26 protein-coding genes and 1 riboswitch are annotated in these 21,925 nt (G+C 45.6%); of the genes, 18 read left to right on the forward strand and 8 right to left on the reverse strand.

Translation table 11 applies throughout. The features are described from left to right. Positions 1 to 4 precede the first annotated feature (4 nt). Entirely contained in the window at positions 5 to 343 is a 339-nt protein-coding gene (locus tag MHB56_RS21815) for a hypothetical protein (RefSeq protein WP_076305040.1), read from the reverse strand. Positions 344 to 371: 28 nt separating this feature from the next. Beyond that, positions 372 to 1,310, reverse strand: coding sequence for an MBL fold metallo-hydrolase (locus tag MHB56_RS21820; RefSeq protein ID WP_076220328.1), 939 nt, complete (start codon positions 1,308 to 1,310; stop codon positions 372 to 374). Positions 1,311 to 1,458: 148 nt separating this feature from the next. Further along, positions 1,459 to 1,566: riboswitch (guanidine-I (ykkC/yxkD leader) on the forward strand. An 84-nt stretch (positions 1,567 to 1,650) separates the two neighbouring features. Between MHB56_RS21820 and MHB56_RS21825 the strand changes: the two genes are divergently transcribed. The 3 genes from MHB56_RS21825 (at position 1,651) to MHB56_RS21835 (ending at position 3,363) form a co-directional block, all read left to right on the forward strand. Further along, positions 1,651 to 2,013 carry a DMT family transporter gene (locus MHB56_RS21825; RefSeq protein ID WP_036675723.1) on the forward strand — a complete coding sequence of 121 codons (363 nt, stop codon included), beginning with the start codon at positions 1,651 to 1,653 and terminating at the stop codon, positions 2,011 to 2,013. After that, positions 2,014 to 2,328 carry a DMT family transporter gene (locus tag MHB56_RS21830; protein WP_076125196.1) on the forward strand — a complete coding sequence of 105 codons (315 nt, stop codon included), beginning with the start codon at positions 2,014 to 2,016 and terminating at the stop codon, positions 2,326 to 2,328. Positions 2,329 to 2,523: 195 nt separating this feature from the next. Continuing rightward, positions 2,524 to 3,363, forward strand: coding sequence for an aldo/keto reductase (locus MHB56_RS21835; protein ID WP_445667760.1), 840 nt, complete (start codon positions 2,524 to 2,526; stop codon positions 3,361 to 3,363). A gap of 680 nt (positions 3,364 to 4,043) precedes the next feature. On the opposite strand, the gene MHB56_RS21840 is transcribed toward MHB56_RS21835, so the two are convergent. Next, positions 4,044 to 5,117 (reverse strand): M42 family metallopeptidase, encoded by a 1,074-nt coding sequence (locus MHB56_RS21840; RefSeq protein ID WP_076125194.1) that lies wholly within the window; start codon positions 5,115 to 5,117, stop codon positions 4,044 to 4,046. Positions 5,118 to 5,680: 563 nt separating this feature from the next. Between MHB56_RS21840 and spoVAC the strand changes: the two genes are divergently transcribed. From spoVAC to MHB56_RS21915, 15 genes are all read left to right on the forward strand, one after another. Then, positions 5,681 to 6,184 carry a stage V sporulation protein AC gene (spoVAC, locus tag MHB56_RS21845; RefSeq protein WP_341144003.1) on the forward strand — a complete coding sequence of 168 codons (504 nt, stop codon included), beginning with the start codon at positions 5,681 to 5,683 and terminating at the stop codon, positions 6,182 to 6,184. Beyond that, positions 6,181 to 7,212 (forward strand): stage V sporulation protein AD, encoded by a 1,032-nt coding sequence (gene spoVAD / locus MHB56_RS21850; RefSeq protein ID WP_076185304.1) that lies wholly within the window; start codon positions 6,181 to 6,183, stop codon positions 7,210 to 7,212. The genes spoVAC and spoVAD overlap by 4 nt, the downstream gene beginning before the upstream one ends. 2 nt (positions 7,213 to 7,214) lie before the next feature. Then, complete coding sequence (gene spoVAE, locus MHB56_RS21855; protein ID WP_036675923.1) at positions 7,215 to 7,565, forward strand: stage V sporulation protein AE; 351 nt, start codon at positions 7,215 to 7,217, stop codon at positions 7,563 to 7,565. A gap of 155 nt (positions 7,566 to 7,720) precedes the next feature. Continuing rightward, a complete protein-coding gene (locus MHB56_RS21860) occupies positions 7,721 to 8,677 on the forward strand; it encodes an AAA family ATPase (protein WP_076125188.1) in 957 nt (318 codons plus the stop codon). A 1-nt stretch (position 8,678) separates the two neighbouring features. Next, positions 8,679 to 9,923: a DUF58 domain-containing protein gene (locus tag MHB56_RS21865; RefSeq protein WP_076185303.1), complete on the forward strand. Its 1,245-nt coding sequence runs from the start codon at positions 8,679 to 8,681 to the stop codon at positions 9,921 to 9,923. 1 nt (position 9,924) lies between these two features. Then, positions 9,925 to 12,165: a transglutaminase domain-containing protein gene (locus MHB56_RS21870; RefSeq protein ID WP_076125184.1), complete on the forward strand. Its 2,241-nt coding sequence runs from the start codon at positions 9,925 to 9,927 to the stop codon at positions 12,163 to 12,165. Between the two features lie 87 nt (positions 12,166 to 12,252). After that, positions 12,253 to 12,774, forward strand: coding sequence for a YqeG family HAD IIIA-type phosphatase (locus MHB56_RS21875; RefSeq protein WP_036675921.1), 522 nt, complete (start codon positions 12,253 to 12,255; stop codon positions 12,772 to 12,774). Positions 12,775 to 12,776: 2 nt separating this feature from the next. Then, complete coding sequence (gene yqeH, locus MHB56_RS21880) at positions 12,777 to 13,904, forward strand: ribosome biogenesis GTPase YqeH (RefSeq protein ID WP_076125182.1); 1,128 nt, start codon at positions 12,777 to 12,779, stop codon at positions 13,902 to 13,904. Positions 13,905 to 13,921: 17 nt separating this feature from the next. Further along, the gene (aroE, locus tag MHB56_RS21885; protein ID WP_341144004.1) at positions 13,922 to 14,794 is read left to right on the forward strand and encodes a shikimate dehydrogenase; all 873 of its coding nucleotides are present in this window, start codon (positions 13,922 to 13,924) and stop codon (positions 14,792 to 14,794) included. Between the two features lie 67 nt (positions 14,795 to 14,861). Then, the gene (gene yhbY / locus MHB56_RS21890; protein WP_036675703.1) at positions 14,862 to 15,155 is read left to right on the forward strand and encodes a ribosome assembly RNA-binding protein YhbY; all 294 of its coding nucleotides are present in this window, start codon (positions 14,862 to 14,864) and stop codon (positions 15,153 to 15,155) included. A gap of 36 nt (positions 15,156 to 15,191) precedes the next feature. Further along, positions 15,192 to 15,794: a nicotinate-nucleotide adenylyltransferase gene (locus MHB56_RS21895; protein ID WP_076138319.1), complete on the forward strand. Its 603-nt coding sequence runs from the start codon at positions 15,192 to 15,194 to the stop codon at positions 15,792 to 15,794. Next, positions 15,766 to 16,344 (forward strand): bis(5'-nucleosyl)-tetraphosphatase (symmetrical) YqeK, encoded by a 579-nt coding sequence (gene yqeK, locus MHB56_RS21900; protein WP_339247305.1) that lies wholly within the window; start codon positions 15,766 to 15,768, stop codon positions 16,342 to 16,344. The genes MHB56_RS21895 and yqeK overlap by 29 nt, the downstream gene beginning before the upstream one ends. Further along, positions 16,341 to 16,688 carry a ribosome silencing factor gene (rsfS, locus tag MHB56_RS21905; RefSeq protein ID WP_036675699.1) on the forward strand — a complete coding sequence of 116 codons (348 nt, stop codon included), beginning with the start codon at positions 16,341 to 16,343 and terminating at the stop codon, positions 16,686 to 16,688. Before yqeK ends, rsfS begins: the two co-directional genes overlap by 4 nt. Beyond that, the gene (locus MHB56_RS21910; protein ID WP_036675697.1) at positions 16,685 to 17,608 is read left to right on the forward strand and encodes a CvfB family protein; all 924 of its coding nucleotides are present in this window, start codon (positions 16,685 to 16,687) and stop codon (positions 17,606 to 17,608) included. The genes rsfS and MHB56_RS21910 overlap by 4 nt, the downstream gene beginning before the upstream one ends. A 55-nt stretch (positions 17,609 to 17,663) precedes the next feature. Next, entirely contained in the window at positions 17,664 to 18,434 is a 771-nt protein-coding gene (locus MHB56_RS21915; RefSeq protein ID WP_038569469.1) for a class I SAM-dependent DNA methyltransferase, read from the forward strand. Between the two features lie 507 nt (positions 18,435 to 18,941). Here the strand turns inward: MHB56_RS21915 and MHB56_RS21920 are convergent. The 5 genes from MHB56_RS21920 to MHB56_RS21940 form a co-directional block, all read right to left on the reverse strand. Beyond that, on the reverse strand, positions 18,942 to 19,868 hold the full coding sequence (locus MHB56_RS21920) for an IS3 family transposase (RefSeq protein ID WP_340394351.1): 927 nt from the start codon (positions 19,866 to 19,868) through the stop codon (positions 18,942 to 18,944). After that, on the reverse strand, positions 19,817 to 20,134 hold the full coding sequence (locus MHB56_RS21925) for a transposase (RefSeq protein WP_076305695.1): 318 nt from the start codon (positions 20,132 to 20,134) through the stop codon (positions 19,817 to 19,819). The genes MHB56_RS21920 and MHB56_RS21925 overlap by 52 nt, the downstream gene beginning before the upstream one ends. 95 nt (positions 20,135 to 20,229) lie before the next feature. Next, positions 20,230 to 20,496 carry a hypothetical protein gene (locus MHB56_RS21930; RefSeq protein ID WP_341144005.1) on the reverse strand — a complete coding sequence of 89 codons (267 nt, stop codon included), beginning with the start codon at positions 20,494 to 20,496 and terminating at the stop codon, positions 20,230 to 20,232. A 3-nt stretch (positions 20,497 to 20,499) separates the two neighbouring features. Next, a complete protein-coding gene (locus tag MHB56_RS21935) occupies positions 20,500 to 20,658 on the reverse strand; it encodes a hypothetical protein (protein ID WP_036675694.1) in 159 nt (52 codons plus the stop codon). 131 nt (positions 20,659 to 20,789) lie between these two features. Beyond that, positions 20,790 to 21,746, reverse strand: coding sequence for an ArsR/SmtB family transcription factor (locus tag MHB56_RS21940; protein WP_036675692.1), 957 nt, complete (start codon positions 21,744 to 21,746; stop codon positions 20,790 to 20,792). Positions 21,747 to 21,925: the final 179 nt, after the last annotated feature.

The raw sequence follows: 21,925 nt of genomic DNA on the forward strand, positions 1-21,925 counted from the left end.
TCAATTAATCACAACCGCCCCCGCCAGCATCTCCACCCCCACCGAAGTCTCCACCGCCACTATGTCCGCCGTCTCCACCCCAGCTATGCCCCCCGCTGTCAGGTCCAGAATGGTGATGCGAGTGATCTCCGTGGTGATTATGGTGGTGGTTAGAATGATTAGAGTGGTTAGAGTGGTTTGGATCCAGCAGATCCGGATGACTGGCAGCCATAAAAGACATGTTGGCGGCATCATGTTGCCTATTTCTATCAAAGGTACTTTTGTTTGAGCTCGAGCCATTACGTATTACGGCTTGTATAATAATAAATACAGCAACACCTACAAATAGTATCCCAAAAACCATAACGAACCGCTCCTTTCAACTCCAAAAATTAGTTACTAGCTGCTTTCGCCAAAAACTCAAGATTTCTGTAAAAAATACTCCCATAATTCCAGCCCAGATAAGGTTCGGGAATTTCTATATGGTTCACATCCACATTCATGTCTTCGCGTATCAATGATTCGCTAATATGGATTATATCATTTATATACCGTTTTATTTGCTGTAGATAATGTTTTTGAGTAACGGGCCCATGACCGGGAACAATTATGTTCACATCTAAGCGCTCGACATAAGTAAGTGCCTCCAACCAGGATAAGGGATTACCGTCTACTACTAATGGATGATTATCAACTGCGACAATATCTCCAACAAAAGCTAAAGAATCGGATGGAGAAAATAGAATAGAATCGCATTCCGTATGGGCAGTACCCACCGATAGGAGTTCAACGGTCCTTGCCGAGCCATGTATAGTCATTTTGCGGTCATAAGTTAGTTGGGGAAGGGTTACTTCAAGCGTTAGTATAGACTCTTTGATTTCTTGTAAATAACCTATTTGCGAAAGGAGCTCTCGTTGTTTGGAATCGTTCAGTTTGAGCTCGAGAGATGTATTAAGCTTCGTAAGATCTTCTTCAAGATTAGGAAGCAGTTTCTTCATTCGGGCAAGCCAGTCTGGTTGAGTTTTTATCATGAGCTCTCTAGTTCTACTGGAGGATATGATTACTTCATCCGAGAAGAATTGGTTCCCTCTAACGTGGTCTCCATGCCAATGGCTGTTGACGATGTATCTGATAGGTTTATTAAAATAATACAGAGCGGCATCCCTAAGATCTTTGCCAGCTTGTGGAGTGTTGAATGTATCAAAGATTAATGTGTAATCACCCATATCTATCAAACCGGCATTACTCATGGCTCCGCCTTGCTCCTTCGCTTCAAGGCAATAAATGCCTTCCACTAGAGGGACGCAGTTAAAATGTCTGGAAAGAAACATGAATTAACCTCTTTTCCTAGATAATCGAATGAAATTTATATCTATTTTATAATTTTATGGAATTTTATACTATGATTTAATTACGCTCGGAATAGAAAAGGTTGCTTTTATACGCCCGATTTGCTACCATACGATGTAACTTAATCATTTATTTGTTTTCTAGGGTTCCGCAGCGGGTGCACAGCTGGTCTGGTCCGAGGGAAAACGCACGAACATTAAGTTTGTGTCTACACGGAGGGATAAAAGCCCGGGAGGTATCGCCATTTGGCGATGACCTTCCGGGCTTATTTGTTTGTCCGTGGGCAATCATAAGTTATGGAGAATTGAAGGAGGGCTTGAAATGAAAAAGAATTCAGAGTGGCTGAAGGTAGTTGGCGCTGCGATTTTCGAAGTCATGTGGGTCATAGGTTTAAAGCATGCTTCAAGCGTGTGGGAGTGGCTGATCACAGTTGTAGCCATAATCATAAGTTTCTATGTCATTATTTCAGCAAGCAGTAAATTACCGGTGGGTACCGTATATTCTGTATTTGTTGGGCTGGGGACGGCAGGAACAGTCATTGCGGACATGGTTTTATTCGGTGAACCCTTCAAGCTAATGAAGCTGGTACTGGTGGTTATTTTGCTGGCAGGAGTTATAGGTCTGAAAATGGTAACTAACGAAACCAAAGATATCAAAGAAACTGAAATAAAGGGGGAGTCTTAAATGGCATGGGCATTTTTGGTTGTTGCAGGATTGTTTGAAATGTTCGGAGTGGCTATGATCAACAGGTTGAATAAATACCGGAATCTGCAGTCGTTTTTGCTGCTCTTCCTTGGTTTTGGAGGAAGTTTTCTTTTTCTATCATTTGCAATGAAAAGTTTGCCTATGGGCACAGCTTATGCGGTATGGACGGGGATCGGTGCATCCGGTGGAGCAATTTTGGGGATGCTTTTATATGGGGAGGCCAAAGACTGGCGGCGGGTTATCTGTATTTTTATGATACTGGGAGCCGCAGTGGGGCTGAAGTTGATAGCGTAGTTAGCAATCAATTTGTTACTTTTTCTCTCCTAAAGGAAAGATAAGTTATAAATTAGACACGATTCAGATGTTTCGAAAGGGTCATAAAGGTCGTATAAAGTAAGTATACAATTTATCGGTAAGGAGATTTTTACAATGACTAAGGATTCAATCGAGCATTTGGCTGAAATTGTGAAAGTGAACCGAGCTAACCGCATGCTGCTTCCAGACGGTACCTCTGTGCCTAGAATAGGACAGGGAACTTGGAATATGGGTGATGATGCTTCCCGTAGAGAGGAAGAAATTGCTGCTCTTAGATTAGGCGTGGAATTAGGCATGGATTTGATAGATACGGCGGAGATGTATGGGGAAGGAAACTCAGAGCTTTTAGTAGGTGACGCTATTAAAGGAATTCGGGATGACGTTTTTCTGGTATCCAAAGTATACCCACATAATGCCGGCAACGAGAATCTTATTCGCAGCTGTGAAGAAAGCTTGCAACGACTGAATACGGATCATCTGGATCTCTATTTACTGCACTGGCGGGGAGATATTCCGCTTGAAGTGACTGTGGAAGGCATGGAGAAACTGGTCTCTCAAGGTAAAATAGCAAGATGGGGTGTATCGAACCTCGATGTTGACGATATGAAAGAGCTGCTTAGTATAGCTGGGGGGACTCACTGTGCTATGAATCAGGTGCTGTATCATTTAGGGTCGAGGGGCATCGAAGCTGAATTGCTGCCATGGCAGAAAAGTCACCGCATGCCCGTAATGGCGTACTCTCCGCTTGCACAAGCAGGCGCGCTCCGCAAAGGGGTTATCGAAAGTGAGGCGGTTCAGGAAATTGCCCGTGTTCATAACGCAAACCCACTACAAATTATGTTAGCTTGGACGATCCGCGAGGAGGACATCATTACGATTCCAAAAGCTTCTTCACGTGAGCATGTAATTGAGAATGCTGCTGCAGGTTTAATTACGCTGAGTGAAGAAGAAAGATGGAAGCTGGATGAGGCTTTCCCGATACCTTCGTGGAAAGTGCCGCTGGATATGAGTTGATATAGCTGTCTGAGAATTGTCAAAGAGCTCGCCGTTGAGGCGGGCTTTTTTTATATGAAAAGAGATAGGGGGAGTCTCTATAGGACACAGATGATCTTAAACGCAGAATTATGCCACTTTTGGAGGAATATCGGACACCATAGTCGCTATTAGCATAAATGACACCGATTATGAGCCCATTTCTCTGGAATAGTGTCTCTGAGGTCCGCAACTTTACTCAAAAGGCTCTAAATTAGCAAATAGCGTCATCTGAGTCCGAAGCAATATGGGGGGCGTAAATAATAAACAACGTGTCGCCGTAAGCAAGCAACTTGAGAGCGTAAACAATAAACAATGTTTCGTCGCCGTAAGCAAGCAACGTTGGGAGCGTAAACAATAAACAACGTGTCGCCGTAAGTAAGCAACTTGGGGGCGTAAATAATAAACAACGTGTCGCCGTAAGCAAGTAACCTTGGGAGCGTAAATAATAAACAACGTGGGTTCGTAAGCATCATGGATTCGTCGTAGTACCAATGGCGGGATCAGCGGGCAACGGGGTTCATGAGCACAATTGTTTTTTAGAAGTAATATTGGGGTTTGTAAACACCACTGGGGCGCAAGTGACACAGGTCCGTAAGCCCCGACCCAAAAAAGAGCAGCAATCCTTCAAAAAGGATCGCTGCTCTTTTAAAAATAAGAACTTAGCTGTTCTCAATAATCGTTTGCAGTGTAGTGCGGTCGAGGCCTTCTACCAGTTTAACTAACAGCTCTTTAGCAGCTTCGTAGTCATCGCTATGAATAACTGATGAAGCAGTATGAATGTAGCGGGAGCATATTCCGATGACTGCGGAAGGAACGCCGATGCCACTTACATGAACCTGACCTGCATCTGTTCCACCTTGGGAGACAAAATACTGGTATTTGATCTTGTGAGTATCCGCTGTGTCTTGTACATATTCGATTAAGCCGCGATGTGTAACCATCGTAGGATCATAAATGCGCAGGAGAGCGCCTTTACCCAAATGGCCAAAGGCTTGGCTATCCCCGGTCATATCGGCAGCAGCGCTCGCATCCAAGCCGAAGAAAATGTCTGGGGACAGAAGATTAGCGGCTGTACGTGCTCCACGAAGTCCGACTTCCTCTTGTACAGTAGCACCAGCATAAACAGTATTAGGCAGCTTTTTGCCGTGTAATGACTTAACCAGCTCAATGGCGAGACCTACACCGTAACGGTTATCCCACGCTTTAGCCATGATTTTTTTAGGGTTGGCAAGCGGGGTGAACGGACAGATCGGCAGTACTTGTTGACCTGGTCTGACGCCAAAGCTTTCCGCCTCTTCACGGCTGTCTGCACCGATATCAATATACATTTTGCTAATTTCGCCCGTCTTGCCGCGTTCTTCTGCGCTTAGTAGGTGGATAGGCGTGCTGCCAACAACACCGGTCAATGTGCCTTTTGGTGTAATGATTTGGAGACGCTGGGAAGCAACAGCAGAAGCAAGCCATCCGCCTAGCGGTTGAAAACGAATCATCCCGGTGTTAGTAATTCCGGTGACCATAAAGCCCACTTCGTCAAAATGTCCAGCGACCATAATTTTTGGCCCGTTTTCCTCACCGCGCAATACGCCGAACAGACTTCCGAGACGATCCTGCACGAACTCTTCGGTATAAGGTGTCATAGCATCCTTGACGTAAGCGCGGAGTTCGCGCTCAAAGCCCGGGGCTGCAGGGAATTCGGTAAGTGTTTTGAATAGATCCAATGTTTCTTGATTCATTTGAAATCACTCCTTTATTAAAATATAAGGACGTATAAGCTTTGCGTTATACATCATCCTTATAGTTCTACGAGAAACGGTTGCCATCCAAAATGGACGACAACGTTATTTCTTCCTGCCACTTAGTATGAACATTGTGAGCTCACTTGTCCATGCTAAAGAGACAAATGAACACCCGGTGAACGCTCCGCGAATACAATGCAATAGGGGCTCTGGTGGCAGGAGCTTTAGAAAGGATGCGAAGGAAATGAGGGTAGCAGGTAGTGTACCCAAAAGAAGGGTGCAGGGAGGATACTCCAAAAGAAACCTAAAGGTTAGCGGAGCGCGCAGACGTTACTGGCGCCACAACTCTCTGGAAAAGGAAGCAGTGCTTATTCTTGTGCTGTTCTTGCTGCTGATAGTTGTGTTACTGTATTTTTCCTGAATTGGAGGGACATAACGAAGCGGGGTATGGCAAACAATAAGGAAAACTTCTAAGCGAAGAAACAACTTGAGGGGCTCAAAGTGAGTACTACTATGATGCTTGTCAGCCCCCTTCGCCTAACTTTCAGGAGGTGCCCTCAATGCCGGCGAAAACGAAAAAATCGGGTATCAAGCTGAAGCTTGATACCCTGACCCCGCAAGATTACGAGAAATTGTCCAAGCCCTTTGTACCCGCTAGGCCCGTATTCAAAAACTGTGTGCGAGCATTTCTTGCTGGCGGCCTAATCTGTGTAATTGGACAAGGGATTCAGGAGGCTTATATGGCAATATTCGATATGACCTCCAAAGAAGCCGCAAGTCCAACTGTAGCGACGATGATTCTACTTTCTGTAATCCTGACCAGCTTTGGCGTGTATGACAAACTGGCGCAATGGGCCGGTGCAGGAACTGCGGTTCCGGTTACTGGTTTTGCGAACAGTATGTGCTCAGCAGCTCTTGAACATCGTGCGGAAGGACTTGTGCTCGGTGTGGGCGGCAATATGTTCAAGCTGGCGGGTTCAGTCATCGTATTTGGTGCCGTTGCTGCTTTCATAATTGGTATCGTCTATCTCTTTTTAGGCGTTGGCGGAGGTGCACATACATGAAACAGCTTGGCAGTCAGACTTGGGAGTTCACGAGCCGTCCCGTTATTTTAGGCTCTTCCGCTGTAGTGGGTCCTGAAGAGGGAGAGGGTCCATTAACGTCAGATTTTGATTTTATATTTGATTCCTTGGAAATGGGTGAAAAAACATGGGAAAAGGCTGAGCGGGCTCTTTTCGAAAAAGCCTCCCTATTGGCACTGATTAATGCAAACCTGGATAAGGAGAAGCTGGAGTTTTTTGTTGGCGGAGATTTGATGAACCAGATTATCAGCAGCTCCTTCGCGGCAAGAAAATTAGGTGTGCCTTATCTTGGAGTTTTCGGTGCTTGCTCCACTTCCATGGAGAGCCTTGCAATTGCCTCTATGATCGTTGATTCCGGAGGCAGCAAATACGTGCTCGCGGGAACATCCAGCCATAACTGTACGGTGGAGAAGCAATTTCGTTATCCTACCGAATACGGTTCACAGAAGCCGCCAACGGCGCAATATACGGTCACAGGCTCGGGCTGTGCTGTAGTAGGTCAGAATGATGGGACTGGCAACAATCCGGTAGTGGTCTCGGCTACCCTTGGACGAATAATGGATCTCGGTTTGACAGATCCTTTTAATATGGGAACAGCGATGGCACCGGCGGCGGCGGATACGATCACTGCGCATTTTCGGGATACCGGACTATCCCCCGGGCATTATGACTTAATTGTTACAGGTGATCTTGCATCTGTAGGCTTGCCCATTGCGAAAACCTTATTAGCTAAAGAAGGAATTCCAATGGAGCAAACAACCTTTGATGATTGTGGTTTGCTTATCTACAATTTGGAGAAACAGAAGTATGTGATCGCCGGAGGAAGTGGTTGCGGGTGTTCCGCGGTAGTGACTTATGGTCATATACTCAAGCGTATTAAAAAAGGTGAACTAAAACGGGTGCTGATTGTGGCAACTGGAGCCTTATTATCCCCATTGTCATACCAGCAGGGAGAGAGCATTCCGTGTGTGGCTCATGCTGTTGCTATAGAAAGTGGAGGTGGAGTTTAATGATGATTTACTTATGGGCTTTTCTGATCGGAGGAGCCATTTGCGTTATAGGCCAGCTGATGTTTGATGTATTGAAGCTGACACCTGCACATACGATGAGTACATTAGTTGTAGCTGGAGCGATTGCTGATGCTTTTGGCATCTATGATCCACTTGTGAAATTTGCGGGTGCGGGTGCAACCATTCCAATCACAAGCTTCGGTAACTCTTTGGTCCATGGAGCATTGACAGAGCTGGAGAGGGATGGCTGGATCGGTGTAGTTACAGGGATTTTTGATATCACGAGCGCAGGGATTTCGTCAGCGATTGTGTTCTCTTTTCTGGCTGCATTGGTTGTTCGGCCTAAAGGATAATGGGATTTTAGCGATTTAGATTAGAACCTGCGGGACATTTTGTCCTGCGGGTTTTTGGTTTGTTTACACTTCGTAAGCTTCAACAATGTACTTTGGGTCCCCTAATCATGTAAAATATAAATATTACTGCTTATTCTGACCTAGGAGGATCATATATGCCCGTTCGTCAAGAATCAATGCACATCATGAATGCTGTCCGTAATAATCTAGAATCCTGCATACTTGGAAAATCATTTGAAATACAATTGCTGCTAACAGCGCTGCTTGCCGGTGGTCATGTTCTGATCGAGGATGTACCGGGAACAGGAAAGACCCAGCTTATTCGCGCACTTTCCAGATCAATGTCCGGAGAGTATCGCCGGATACAATGTAATCCGGATATTCTTCCGAGTGATATTACCGGTGTATCTGTGTATCATCCGAGAGACGAGATGTTTCATTTCCGCCCAGGTCCAGTGATGACGAATATCCTGCTGGCCGATGAAATTAACCGAGCCACCACAAAGACACAATCCGCCCTTCTGGAAGTGATGGAGGAACGAAATGTAACCGTAGATGGGGAGACCTATCCGCTGCCGCATCCATTTATGTTGTGCGCCACCCAGAATCCGATAGATTTTGAGGGAACCTACACGTTGCCGGAAGCTCAGTTGGATCGGTTTATGCTAAGAATTAGTCTTGGTTATCCTGATGCAGCAACCGAAAAAAATCTATTGTTGAGCCATCAAGAAGGTCAACCAGTGGACAGGCTTACGGCTGTCACTAGTATGGAGCAGATCGCTAGTATTCAGGAGGAGATTCGTGAGATTTATATGAGTGATCCTGTACTGAATTACTTGTTAGATATTGTGCGCCAGACAAGAGAGCATCCGCTTGTATTGCTCGGTGCAAGTCCACGAGCTTCGTTATCGTTTATGCTGGCTTGTAAAGCTTATGCTTTCTTACAGGGAAGAGATTATGTGCTTCCAGATGACGTAAAGGTGCTTACTCCATTTGCCTTGGGTCATCGTATATTGCTGCGTCCAGAGTCGCGCCTAGATAATGTTAGCGTAGATTCACTGCTTCAAAAGCTTCTGCAGAGCATTCAAGTGCCTGTTACGATGAGGCAATAATATGAGACGTTATTTGTCTACGATGGCAGCTCGCATTCAGCCTACTAAGTTCGCCAGCATCCTTGTAATTTGGAGTATTACGCTCTTATATGTACTATTTCAGGGCGGTAAAACTGCATTTATGTTGTTTATTATGGTCTCTGTACTTATTGCATATCTGATTGCTGGAGGTTTGGGAGGCGTTCGGCGGGCTAAGGGTGTTCGCAGTTTTTATGCCGAACAGGATAAGGGAGATTTGCTCTCTGCCGGTGGGTATCTTCGTGTAGGTCTGAAGGTCACAATCCCGGGGATTTTGCCTTTACCTTATGTAGTTGTTAGGGAAGTTCTGAAACGGCATAATGGCGAATCCTGGGTATTTGAGGAAAGCCTGATTCCCAGCCTCAGAGGACTTGGGGAACTGCGGTTTCAGACACCAGTTCTCGAACGGGGCACTTATACATTTTCAGATACGGATATCATCAGCCAAGATATTTTTGGCCTTGTTGAGCATAAAGGTACTTTTCTGGCTGAAGGCCAGTTTCAGGTGTTGCCTCGTGCAATCTATGTTCCGCGCTGGCAGTTATATGAAAGAAAATCCCGTCTTTCTGGGCCACAGACCTCTGTTGTTCAATCACGACGTGAGACTACCCAAATTAACGGTGTACGCGACTACGTATATGGCGACCGCCTAACACGCATTCATTGGAATGCAACGGCAAAGACAGGCTCGTGGAAGTCCAAAGAGTTCGAGCATGAGTCGATTCCCAAGACCATTCTAGTTCTGGACGGCTCTGCTTCTGCTTATATGAATTCGAACCAATTTGAACTCGCAGTCTCCGTCGCAGCCTCACTACTTGGATTCGGCATTCGAGAGCGAATTGGGATCGGTCTTTGCTGTTTGGATAAGACCACGAAGGTATTTGCACCTGTTGAAGGTGCTGCTGAGCGTCAGAAAATGATTCAATATTTGATCGATCTTAACGCCGAAGGGCACGGTCCACTCATATCCCGTTTGGAAAAAGGTTACCGTATGTTCCCTAAAGGCTCATACTTCGTGCTAATTAGTCCTCAACGTGGTCAGCCTGTACTGGATGCACTACGTTGGGCTGACAGCAGAGGGATGACTCCGTCGCACATTCATATAGGGAATTTATCAGAAACGAATAGCAGCACAGATTGGACAGACGTTCTAAGATCACGGGGGATTACAGGCTACAGCATTAGCTCACTGCAAGAGCTTCCCATAGTATTAGGAGGGGAAGTCTGATATGAGAAACTGGTGGAATCAGATGAAATTCTCCTGGCACCGTTCTTTAGGTCTATTGTGGCTTTTGATTATAGCCCACCAGTGGGTCTCTTATACGGAACCTATCTGGTTAAGACAGACAACTGCTGTTGTGTGGGCTGCATTAATAACGATCACTGTTATTGAAATCATAATTCCTGTAAAAGTTCAGATAAGGCTCTTTATTGAAGCGGCAGCTATTATTTATATCGTTTATCGGATACTTATCAATTATGGTATATACGTTGCTGATCCTTGGGCAACAACCCTCCCGGACAGACTGCAGGATATTGCAGTTCATATGGTGCCCTATATCTGGTTTGCTCTCGGAGCCTCAGCCCTGCTGCTGTTGTCGTCTTGGTGGGCATCCTCAAAAAGACGTATTTTATGGTTTATAGGAATGAACATAGTGGCCTTGGCTGCCTTGGATTCCTTTACATCTATTGTTTTGTGGCAGGAAGTAGCCTGGACGGTATTTGCGGGGATGGGCTGGCTGGTCAGCCAGCATCTGAGAAGCTTCCAGCTTCAATATCCGCGTGGTTGGGTGCATCTGCTGAAATATCCCACGAAAATAGTCATTAATATTGCCATCGTCTTCTCTTTGGTCATCCTAATTGGAGTGAATATGCCTGGGGTAAGGCCTACCCTAACCGATCCTTATACCGCTTGGCAAGAATGGAATGGGATTGGGAAGTCTTCTGGGAAGGGCACAGTTGGGACCACGAAATCTGAGATGGGTTCTGTCTCCCCTACTAACAATACATCGTCAGGCTACAGTCTGAATGATGATCAACTAGGTGGCGGCTTTACCTTCGATTATACACCGGTGATGACAGTGGTTTCTGATTTGCGTATTTATATGCGGGGAGAAACGCGCAGATTATATTCCGGAAGAGGTTGGGTCGATAGAGACCGGTTAAATCGGGGACCTCTAGAAGCGGTGGATGTAGGTGAAGCTTTAGAGAGCAGTGTGGGTTCTAAAGTAAATACACGAACACTGAAACAAACAGTAACCGTGCTTAATAATAATGAATTTCCCGTACTATTTGGCACTTATTCAGTATCTTCGGTGGATTCTTTAAATGGGGAAAAAGCTGGAGATGGACTCTCCTGGAGAAGCCGAGACAGCGAGCTGATCTGGGATGTGGATGGGAAGAAACTCGCTTATCCGTCTACTTTTGAGGTGACGTCTGAGGTTCCTGTAATTCCTGTTCAAGAATTGACAACAAAGACGTATGAGGAGCTATATAAAGGGAACGATTTGGAGAAAATGTTTCTTCAACTGCCTAACGATTTTCCTAAAAGAGTCCGGGAGCTGGCTGAGGAAATCACGGCTGAAGGAAAAACGCCGTATGAAAAAACAGCGCTTTTGCAACAATACTTACAACAAACCTTTCCATATACCAATAATCCAGATATATCACGTGTCACAAGCAACGATTTTGTAGAAGGGTTTTTGTTTGAGTTAAAGGAAGGTTACTGTGATTATTATTCTACGGCACTGGTTACTATGGCGCGCTCTCTGAACATCCCTGCACGGTGGGTTAAGGGGTACGCACCTGGGGAACAGCCGGAAATCCCAATGAATCCGGCACAACAGCAATCAGGCACAGTGAATAATAACTATACAATTACCAATGCGGATTCCCACTCTTGGGCTGAGGTTTATTTTGGTGATTATGGTTGGATTCCAGTTGAAGCTACACCTGGATTTAATATTCCGCTTTTAACTCAGAGTGAGCAAACCCCTGAAGTCGAACCAGAAGATCAAAAAGAGCAGGCAGAACCTACACCAGCGCCTGTGAATAACGCACAAGAAGATCAAGGGTTTCATGTAGGTCTATGGGTTGTTGTGGCAGCTGTAGTGGTGTTGCTGTCCTGGGCGATTTTTATAGTTTGGCATAGACGCTTTAAGCTTCGCTTCTTCATGCAGCAGCTGCGCAATGGCCGGCCTTTAACGCCAGATCAGAAAGTAGTGGCGGAAACTGAGCGTTGGGTAAGGTATTTGCATCGCAAGGGAATGCTAAAAGAAGAACACGAAACTTTACGTGAAGCCGTAGATCGCTGGAGTGGAGAACGGCCGGCAGTGGCTGATCATCTACACTCGCTACTAACAATGTTCGAAAAGGCGAAATATAGCCCTGAGGTTATTGAAGACAAAGACTGGCAGAGCGTGTATACTGAAGCTTTGTGGGTGCGGAGAAAAATGAGATCCAAGAAATAACACTTTGCGTGAAAGTATAGCTACAGATTTATTTGCGATGCGCTAGGAGTATGTTATAGTTTTTTGTATGAAATCGAGGTGAACGTATTGTTTGAAATGTTAGTTCCCAAACTCCGGGTGAATACGGTATTCGATATTGCTCTGGACGAGCTGTATAGACAGGGATATCGCGGAATCATCACGGATCTGGATAACACACTGGTCGGTGCCAAAGCGCCTGTGGCTACTCCGGAGCTGTTGTTATGGTTCGAAAAGGTGAAGGAACTGGGCTTTAAGCTCATCATCGTATCTAACAATAACATGGAACGGGTGTCCCGCTTTGCAACACCGCTTAATATTGAATTTGTGCACCAGGCTCGTAAACCGAGTAATGCTCCTTTTCTCAAAGCGATGAAGCAGATGGAGCTGCCCCCTGAACAAACGATTGTGGTGGGAGACCAAATGCTTACTGATGTATACGGCGGCAATCGCCTTGGCCTGTATACTGTTTTGGTACTGCCAATCTCCGTCAAGGACGAGGGGTTCGGCACAAGGTTTAATCGCCGGGTAGAGCGGGTTGCTCTGACACGGCTTCGCAAAAAAGGATTGTGGCACGAGGAGGATAAATAGTAATGAACGAACAAAGCGAAACACAGCGTCCTGAGAAGTGCAGCGGTTGCGGCATCAAGCTTCAGACGGAGCATAAGGATCAACCAGGATACCTTCCGGAGGTTGCACTTGAACGGGACCCGGTGATTTGCCAACGCTGTTTCCGGATTAAAAATTATAATGAGGCTTCATCTGTTTCGGTGAATCAGGATGAATTTCTTCGCCTGCTGAGTGGAGTAGGAGAGAAGAATGCGCTTGTTATTCATATTGTCGATATCTTCGATTTCGAAGGCAGTCTGATTTCCGGCCTGCAGCGGTTTGTTGGCAATAACCCTGTTATTCTTGCAGTGAATAAATGTGACTTGCTGCCGAAGGTTACAAACTGGAACAAGTTGCGTAACTGGATGCAGCAGCGCTGTAAAGAGGAAGGCTTGCGGACGGCTGAAATCGTACTTTGCAGTGCGAAACGCAATCAAGGTTTTGACCGTTTGCTGGAAGCCGTAACGGAGTTGCGCGGTCAACGCGACGTATATGTAGTAGGTGCTACCAATGTGGGCAAATCCACACTTATTAATCGTCTGATTTCGGACTATAGCGATTTAGAGCAGGAGTTAACGACTTCACGTTACCCTGGCACAACACTCGATACGGTCAAAATTCCACTGGATGACGGCCACTACATTATAGATACTCCAGGGATTGTGTATCCTTGGCGTTATAGTGAATTAGTTGAGCGTCAGGATCTGGATGCAGTTATGCCTGCCAATCCTTTGAAGCCGACAGTTTATCAGTTGAACGAAGGACAGACTCTTTTCTTCGGTGGATTGGGACGTTTTGATTTCGTACAAGGCCCGCATCAATCCTTCACTTGCTTTATTAGTGGTACTTTAAAAATCCATCGCACGAAGCTGGAACGCGCAGATTCCCTCTATCAGGATCATCGCGGTGAAATGCTGTCTCCACCGGGAAGTGACCGGATGGACAAGCTGCCACCTTGGCAGCGGCATGAGTTCCGGATTAACCGGGGCAGCAGAGCCGATCTGTATATTTCGGGTCTGGGCTGGATTAAGGTTAATGGAACTGAAGGTGCAGTTGTGGCCATTCATGTTCCGCGTGGTGTGAAGGTGCTTACCCGCCCTTCGATGATTTAACGAGGGAGGATAATCTATTGTCTACAACTGCAGTCGAAGGCTACAATAGCGGTAATATTCTACTCGGTGTAATGGGAGATCCTATTATACAATCCAAATCTCCAATTATGCATGAAGCAGCGCTGCAAGCGCTGGGAATTCCGGGTGCTTATGTACCGCTTCACATCCGCCCGGAGAAGCTGGGCGATGCGGTGCAAGCGATCCGTACGCTTGGTTTCCGTGGAGTGAATGTGACGATTCCGCATAAGGTTGCGGTGATGCAATATTTGGATGTATTAGATGAGAGTGCAGTAGCCGTTGGTGCAGTCAATACGATTGTTAATGATAACGGAGTGCTCACCGGATATAATACGGATGGGATCGGTTATGTGCGTTCGCTCAAAGCGGAAGCTATTTCTGATTTGTCTGGTGTGAAGATTATGGTTATCGGGGCCGGTGGAGCAGCAAGAGGAATTGTTGCCGCACTACTTCAGGAGAAGCCTTCTTCAATCATTATCGCTAATCGCAGTGTTGATAAGGCAGAGGATTTGGCGACACAATGCCGTAGCAAAGGGAATATCATCGGGATTAGCATGAACGAAGTAGCAGAAATGCTAAGTGGTGTAGACGTGCTGATCAATACTACCTCCGTAGGTATGTATCCTCATATGGATGAGACACCGATAGATCCTGGACTGCTTCGTGAAGGAATGGTCGTAAGCGATCTGATTTATAATCCGCTGCGCACGCGGCTATTGTTGGAAGGACTCGAACGGGGCTGTACGATTCATGGAGGCCTTGGTATGTTTGTCTATCAGGGAGCTTATGCTCTGGAGTATTGGACAGGGAAGCCTGCACCTACGGAAATCATGCGGCAGACTATTCTCGATTGTTTGGGTGGAAATGAGTAAGAAATGGATTCATCAAGTTAGGGTAATAATAGGTAATAATATATGTTAATTAAGGAGTTATTCATTTATGTTAACTGGTAAACAAACACGGTATCTTCGTTCATTGGCGCATCATCTCGATCCTATTTTTCAAGTGGGCAAAGGTGGAGTAAACGATCACCTCGTACGCCATATTGAAGAAGCTATTGAGAAGCGCGAGCTTATGAAGATTAGTATACTGAGCAATAATATTGAGAATCCCAAGGAAATCGGTGCTGCTCTGGCTGAACAATCGGGTTCTGAGCTTGTGCAAGTGATCGGTAAGACTGTCGTTCTATACAAAGAATCACGTGATAACAAAACCATTGAGCTGCCGCGTTAATAGCTGTAAGTATACCTTACCGAGGAGGTCGTCCTCTTGAAAGTTGGAATTATGGGAGGTACCTTTGATCCTCTTCATATCGGTCATATGATGGCAGCGGAAGCCGCAAGAGATACTTATGGGCTGCAAGAGGTATGGTTTATGCCTTCACATATCCCTCCTCATAAACATGAGGCGGGTGTATCTGGAGAAGACCGACTAGCCATGGTGCAGGAAGCGGTGAAGAATCACGAAGCTTTTTGCACATTAGATTGGGAAGTGGTCAGAGGTGGCGTCTCCTATACCTATGAGACCATAAGACGTCTGCAAGAGGAGTATCCGCATTTCGATCTTTATTTCATCATTGGAGCGGATATGGTCCAGTATTTGCCGAAATGGAACGAGATTGAAGAACTGGTGCAACGTCTTACATTTATTGGTGTGGGTCGTCCGGGAACACCTCTTGATCTGGATGCATTGCCAGACTTTATAGCAAAAAAGGTATTGCTTGCAGATATGCCACTGGTTGATATTTCGTCAACGATGTTAAGAGAACGGGCGGCAGCAGGTAAATCTATTCGTTATATGGTTCCAGAGGCAGTGTTCGATTATGTTCAAAGGAGTGGATTGTATGGCATACAGCCGCGAAGCGCTGATTGAAGCGGTCTCCGCACAGATGCCTGATAAGCGCTGGAAGCATACACTCGGCGTGATGGAGACATCTATTCAACTGGCGAAGCAATATGGTGCTGACCCTGAGCGTGCAGAGAAAGCAGCAATTCTGCATGATGTGGCCAAGTATTGGCCGGTTGAGCGTATGAAGGAGATCATTGAACAAAATCAATTAAATTTGGATCTTCTGGTGTATGACAAGCAGATGTGGCATTCGGAAGTAGGCGCCTTTGTAGCTGAGAAAGACTATGGGATTACGGATCCTGATATTATCAATGCGATTCGTTTCCATACCTCAGGCCGTGAAGACATGAGTTTACTTGAAAAGATCGTCTGCCTAGCTGACTACATCGAGCCTGGGCGTGATTTTCCCGGGGTTGATAAGATACGCGAGAAGGCACAAGTAAGTTTGGAAGAAGGATTAGTCGCTGGGTTCGATTCTACGATTAGTTTGTTACTGGAGAAACGCCGGGTGATTTTCCCCTTAACGGTACTGGCGCGTAATGATTTAGTTAGAATATTGGAGGATAAAATATGAGTGTACAACCAAGCAAGCTGTTAGAACTGGCCCTTAAGGCTGTTGAAGATAAAAAAGCAATGAACGTCGTGGCACTAGATCTACGTAATGTTTCACCAATCAGTGATTACTTTATCGTATGTCACGGTAACTCGGATATTCAGGTACAGGCGATCGCTACCGAAGTCCGTAAAGTGGTTCATGAAGCAGGCGGAGTGATCAAAGGGATTGAAGGCATGGATTCAGCACGCTGGGTGCTGATGGATCTTGGCGATGTTATCGTTCATATATTCCACCGCGATGAGCGTGAATATTACAATATCGAGCGTCTGTGGTCCGATGCCAAGGTTGTGGAGACTGTATGAGCCTGATTGCAGGAACTACGGTTACACTTCATGTAGAGCGGGAAGTTTCCCCATACGGATTTTTTCTGAATGCTGGAGACCAGGATGTTATGCTGCATTATACGGAGCTGACAGAGAAGGTAAAAGCCGGCGATAAAGTTGAAGTTTTCATTTTCTTTGATACCGAGGACCGTCTTGCGGCAACGATGAAAAAACCATTTCTGACGCTGGGCGAGATGGCGTTATTGGAAGTGGCTGATATTCATCCGCGTCTGGGCTGCTTTTTGGAGATGGGTCTTGGACGTCAGCTGCTGCTGCCTATCCGTGAGCTTCCAGAGCTTCCAGAGCTGCGTCCGCAGGTTGGGGACTATGTGTTTGCGATCATGGAGCATGATAAACAGGGGCGTCTGCGTGCCAAGCTGGCCGGAGAACAGGAGCTTGCTCCTCTAGCTCTGCCTGCACCTGAATCTTGGATGGGACAGACTGTAACAGCCCGGGTGTATAAGCCGCTGCAAATGGGTACTTTTGTACTTGTGGATGCGGGTGTGCTAGGCTTTGGGATTATCGGTATGGTCCATTCCTCGGAGCGGAGCCGTCTGCTGCGTCTTGGTGAGCAGTTTGAAGCACGTGTCTCTCATATCCGTGAAGATGGACGTGTTAACCTTTCTATGGGTCTTCGTAAAGAAGTGGGGATGGATGTAGATTCTGCCGCACTTTTGGAGTTCTTAAATGCTCGTCCAGGTGGAGCGATGCCTTATTCGGATGCTACGCCGCCAGATATTATCAAACAACGGTTCGGAATCAGTAAATCCGCCTTCAAGCGTGCACTTGGGAAGCTGATGAAGGAAGGCCATATTACTCAAAAAGAGAACTGGACGTATCTTGTTGCTAAGGATAATGAAGAAGGAACAACCGAAGGGCAAGAAGAAACGACGGATTAAGCTACGATTCAATAGACGGAATTTATAAAATGTTGTTATAGAAAGCGGTGTAATTGTGTCTTCCTATGGGAAATTTGCTTATGTATACGATGAGCTTATGGCAGATATGCCGTATCCAGATTGGATATCCTTTGCTGAAGCCGCATGGAGTAAATACGGCAAACCGTTAACTGTAGCCGAGCTTGGCTGCGGAACAGGAAGTATTACAATTCCTTTGGCGGGTTCAGGATATCATATGACCGGAATCGATTTATCTTCTGATATGCTCTCAGTGGCACAGCGCAAAATGGAGGAGCATCCCCAGGGACGGCGTTTTTTGCGCGAAGGCAGTGTTCGTTGGATTAGACAAAACATGAAGGAATGGGAGCTTCCGGAGCTGGTGGATTCTGTAATTTCCTTTTGTGATTGTCTGAATTATGTGTTGGAAGAGGATGACATCAGCGCTGTTTTTGCCAGTACCTATGCAGGGTTAAAGCAAGGCGGAACCTTCCTGTTCGATGTGCATCATCCAAACACACTAATTCGTTATGAAGAAGAACAGCCCTTTATTCTGGACGAGCCATCTGTTTCTTATATTTGGACTTGTGAGATGGATGTTCCACGCCGCGAAATTGAACATCATCTGTCCATTTTTGCCCGTGAAGACGGACATAGCGATCGCTATCGCCGATTCGAAGAGACCCATATTCAGCGCGCCTACGATCCTAACTGGATGAAGGAAGAGCTGCTTAAGGCTGGGTTTAGTGATGTGAAGATCTACGCCGATTTCGAGTGGGTAGAGGCAGAAGATGATGCTGAACGATTATTTTATGTAGCTATAAAATAATTATTCAAAATGCTAAGAGGGGCTGTCCCATAAGCTATGAAAATAGCTGCTGGGACAGCCCCTTTTTTTGACTTTAGCTTATTGCTGGGGGAAGCGAGTGGAATGCTGCTGTTGGAAGCACATAAGTTGACGCTGCCGGAAACAAGTAGGTTCCCGCAATTGAATGCTCATGCATTGCCGCTTTGCGGAAGCGTGTGGGTTCCCGCAATCGAATGCTCATGCATTACCGCTTTGCGGAAGCGTGTGGATTCCCGCTATCGAATGCTCATGCATTACCCTTTACGGAAGCGTGTGGGTTTTCACTACCCATCACGCATGCATGCACAAGTACCATCAGATATACGTATTAGTAGTAGCTATTGGACCCAGCGGACCTTATACGCAGCATTTTCCAATATTTTGGGTGCTATCGGACTCCATTGCAGCTATTGGCTTGAAAAACGTCCAATATTGGTCATTTTCCAATGGATAGCGTCACTGGTGGACCTCTGTCAAGAAAGTGGACAGTCACGCAACAGACATTCTAGTCAATTGCTCAGCAAAACGAACTGGAGAAAGATACCCCAGCGCGCCATGCATTCGCTTGCGGTTATAGTAAAACTCAATATATTGAAAAAGTGTCTGGTAGGCTTGCTCCTTAGTTTTGAATCGCGGATTACAATAAATGAGCTCCTTTTTCAAAATGCTGTGCCACGACTCGATACAGGCGTTATCATAACAGTTACCTCTGCGGCTCATGCTGGACTCCATGCCATACGCTTTCAACTGCTTCGTGTATTCATGAGAAGTATATTGAGAACCTCTATCGGAGTGATGTAATAGACCCTTTTCCGGTTGTTTAGCTTCGTAAGCATCTTGTAAAGCGCCCAAAATCAAGCTAGTTTCCATATGGTTCTCCAAACGCCACCCCACGATTTCGCGCGTGCAAAGGTCCATCACACTTGCCAGGTACAAGCGCCCTCCCCGGCAAGGAATGTAAGTAATGTCGGTAACCCATACTGAATTGGGTTTGAGTATTTTAAATTGCTGGTTCAGCGTATTCGGGGCAATCGGATGGTCATGATTGGAGTCGGTGGTCTGTACGCGATACGTTTTGGAGACAATGGAGCGAAGCTTCATATGTCGCATGTACACACTCACCGTGCGTTCGGTAACGGTATAACCTTCTTGATGTAACAGGCGGGTGATCTTCGGACTCCCATACCGCTTTTGATGGTCTGCAAAATGATACTGAATTCGCTTCATTATCGCAGCCTTACGAAGCATATGCGTACTGGTTTTTTCTGTCCGCCACTTGTAGTACCCGCTCCGTGACACATGTAGGGTCATGCACATCTTCTCCAAGAGAAACTCGGAGCGATGTTTTTCAATAAACTGGAATCTCAGTTCCTTGGTTTGCTGAAGATGTGCACTGCTTTTTTTACGATCGCTAATTCCTCTTCCACATCGGCAATCTTGTTATCTTTTTCTTGAAGTTGCCGACGCATCTCCTTCAACTGTGCCTCGAGTTCCCGTACTCGATCCACGCTAGCTGCCGGTTCATTCTTTAGTTCTCGATACTGGCTCATCCATTGATGCAGGGTACTTTTTGGGATGTTGAGCTCTTCCGCCAAGTCGCCCACTGTCTTTGTTTGCTCTTGAATGAACTGCACTGTCTGTTTTTTAAATTCTTCGTTATACCGTTGTCGATGTTCTCCCATGTGAACACACCTCCGTGGACTCATTATCGCCAGTCTGTTAACTAGTGTCCACTTTTTATTCTAGCTTCATGGAGTCCGAAAACATGCTCCAAGAGCTAAAAATATTCAAATAACGTCATCTGGGTCCGTAAGCTACGTGAGATACGTGAGATACGTAAGCCACGTGAGATACGTAAGCCACGTGAGATGATGGAGACAAGGTTGGAGCAACCAGCTAGCGTCCCAAACATAAACAGCGCTTCTCCGATATCAGGAGAAGCGCTGTTTTTTATGACATCATCTGTTGGAGCAGCTTGTAATTGCGCCAACATAAGAAATACAAAATAAACCGGGCAGTGTTCATACCACCCGGCATCTTCCAATCCTTACCGATGCTCAAACAGATCAATGGCACCCAATACGACATGAGCCAGACCAAATCCAAGTACGCCTGTTGCTGCCATCTTATACTTGCTTCCAAGAAAAGCGGCGCTAGAAGCGGTTACGACGGTTCCAAGAACAGCGGGAATTAGACCTTCACGCATTCGAAACACTCCTTCTCGGTGGTTTGGGAGACAAAGTTATTATGGTTCAATATCGAAAAAATATACGAAGCACAAAAAGACCCTAATTCAGCGTTAGCTGAATCTAGGGTCTTTTTATTTAAGCGGGGTTGTTACTCTGCTATTATAACAGCGTTACGAGGGAGGCCCTCTCCAACTTCATGTACATCATACAACACACGTGCCAGTAGGTCCTGGCTATAATTGCCGAAATGTTTTCCGTAAATCGTGAGTCCGCGTTTGTTTGTAGGTTTGTCGGTTACTGCGATACGGAAAGTGAGTTCACTTTTGTAATCCAATTGGATATCATCAAGGGTCACGTCAGAAATCCGACAGCCATCAATAAAGCTGCCTTCATTATTGATACGGATCAGCTTCAGCATACCGTATTGGTTTAGGTGCGGAGGCCACCAATCGGGGTTAAATGTTCCCCGGGTATCTCCGAAATCGCCAGGGCTAGTCCAGAATCCGATTTCAATTCCATTTAAATAGAAATAAAGGTCGGACGGATAGTTATCGTTAGACCCAGGAGCTTCAGAGCCGATCTCCATCGAGAACTGAATTTCGCGGAACGTTTGGTTGGCTTTAAGGTAGTTCGGAATTCTATATTCGAGGAACCCTTCAGCCATCCAAATAATTTCGGATTCAATTCGCTGCGGATCTGCAAAATAACGCGGCTCGTCGAAATCCCCGATGATGCTGTCTTTGGTAGCCAGTCCACAAGTTGGAACAGCCTGATAGTTGCTGTAATGACCTACTTGAATTTCTACTTCGTAAAGATTATCAACATCCTTGCTGCGAAGGTCAACAATAAGCTTGTCCTTATTTAAATAGCAGACCTTTTGAATACCGTGCTTACCCACTGATGTGTTTATCTCAATGAGACCGCTTTCTTCTAACTTTTTAATATGCATGGTGATGGCGCCGTTGCTGAGGTTCAGTTTCTTGGCAATTTCATTCAGGTTCAAGGCTTGATTGGTGGCAAGGAGCTCTAAAATGAGAATTCTGATTTCTGAGCTTAGTGCCTTAAAAATTTCTAATCCACTCATTAAATCTTTAATATAGATCATTTTATCAATACCTTCTTCCGATTACGTCATAAATTATACTATTTTATAAAATTATAAACTAATAAGGCATATAAATAAAGTATACTTCCTTATTTTGTAGAATGTACGAATATAAGAGGGATTTTTGGCATGATTTTTATTTGATTTAGTAAAATTTAAACATATAAAGAATTAATCTA

It is taken from the genome of Paenibacillus sp. FSL H8-0315 (assembly GCF_038005365.1).
In the GTDB taxonomy this organism is placed as follows: Bacteria; Bacillota; Bacilli; order Paenibacillales; family Paenibacillaceae; genus Paenibacillus_AQ; species Paenibacillus_AQ odorifer.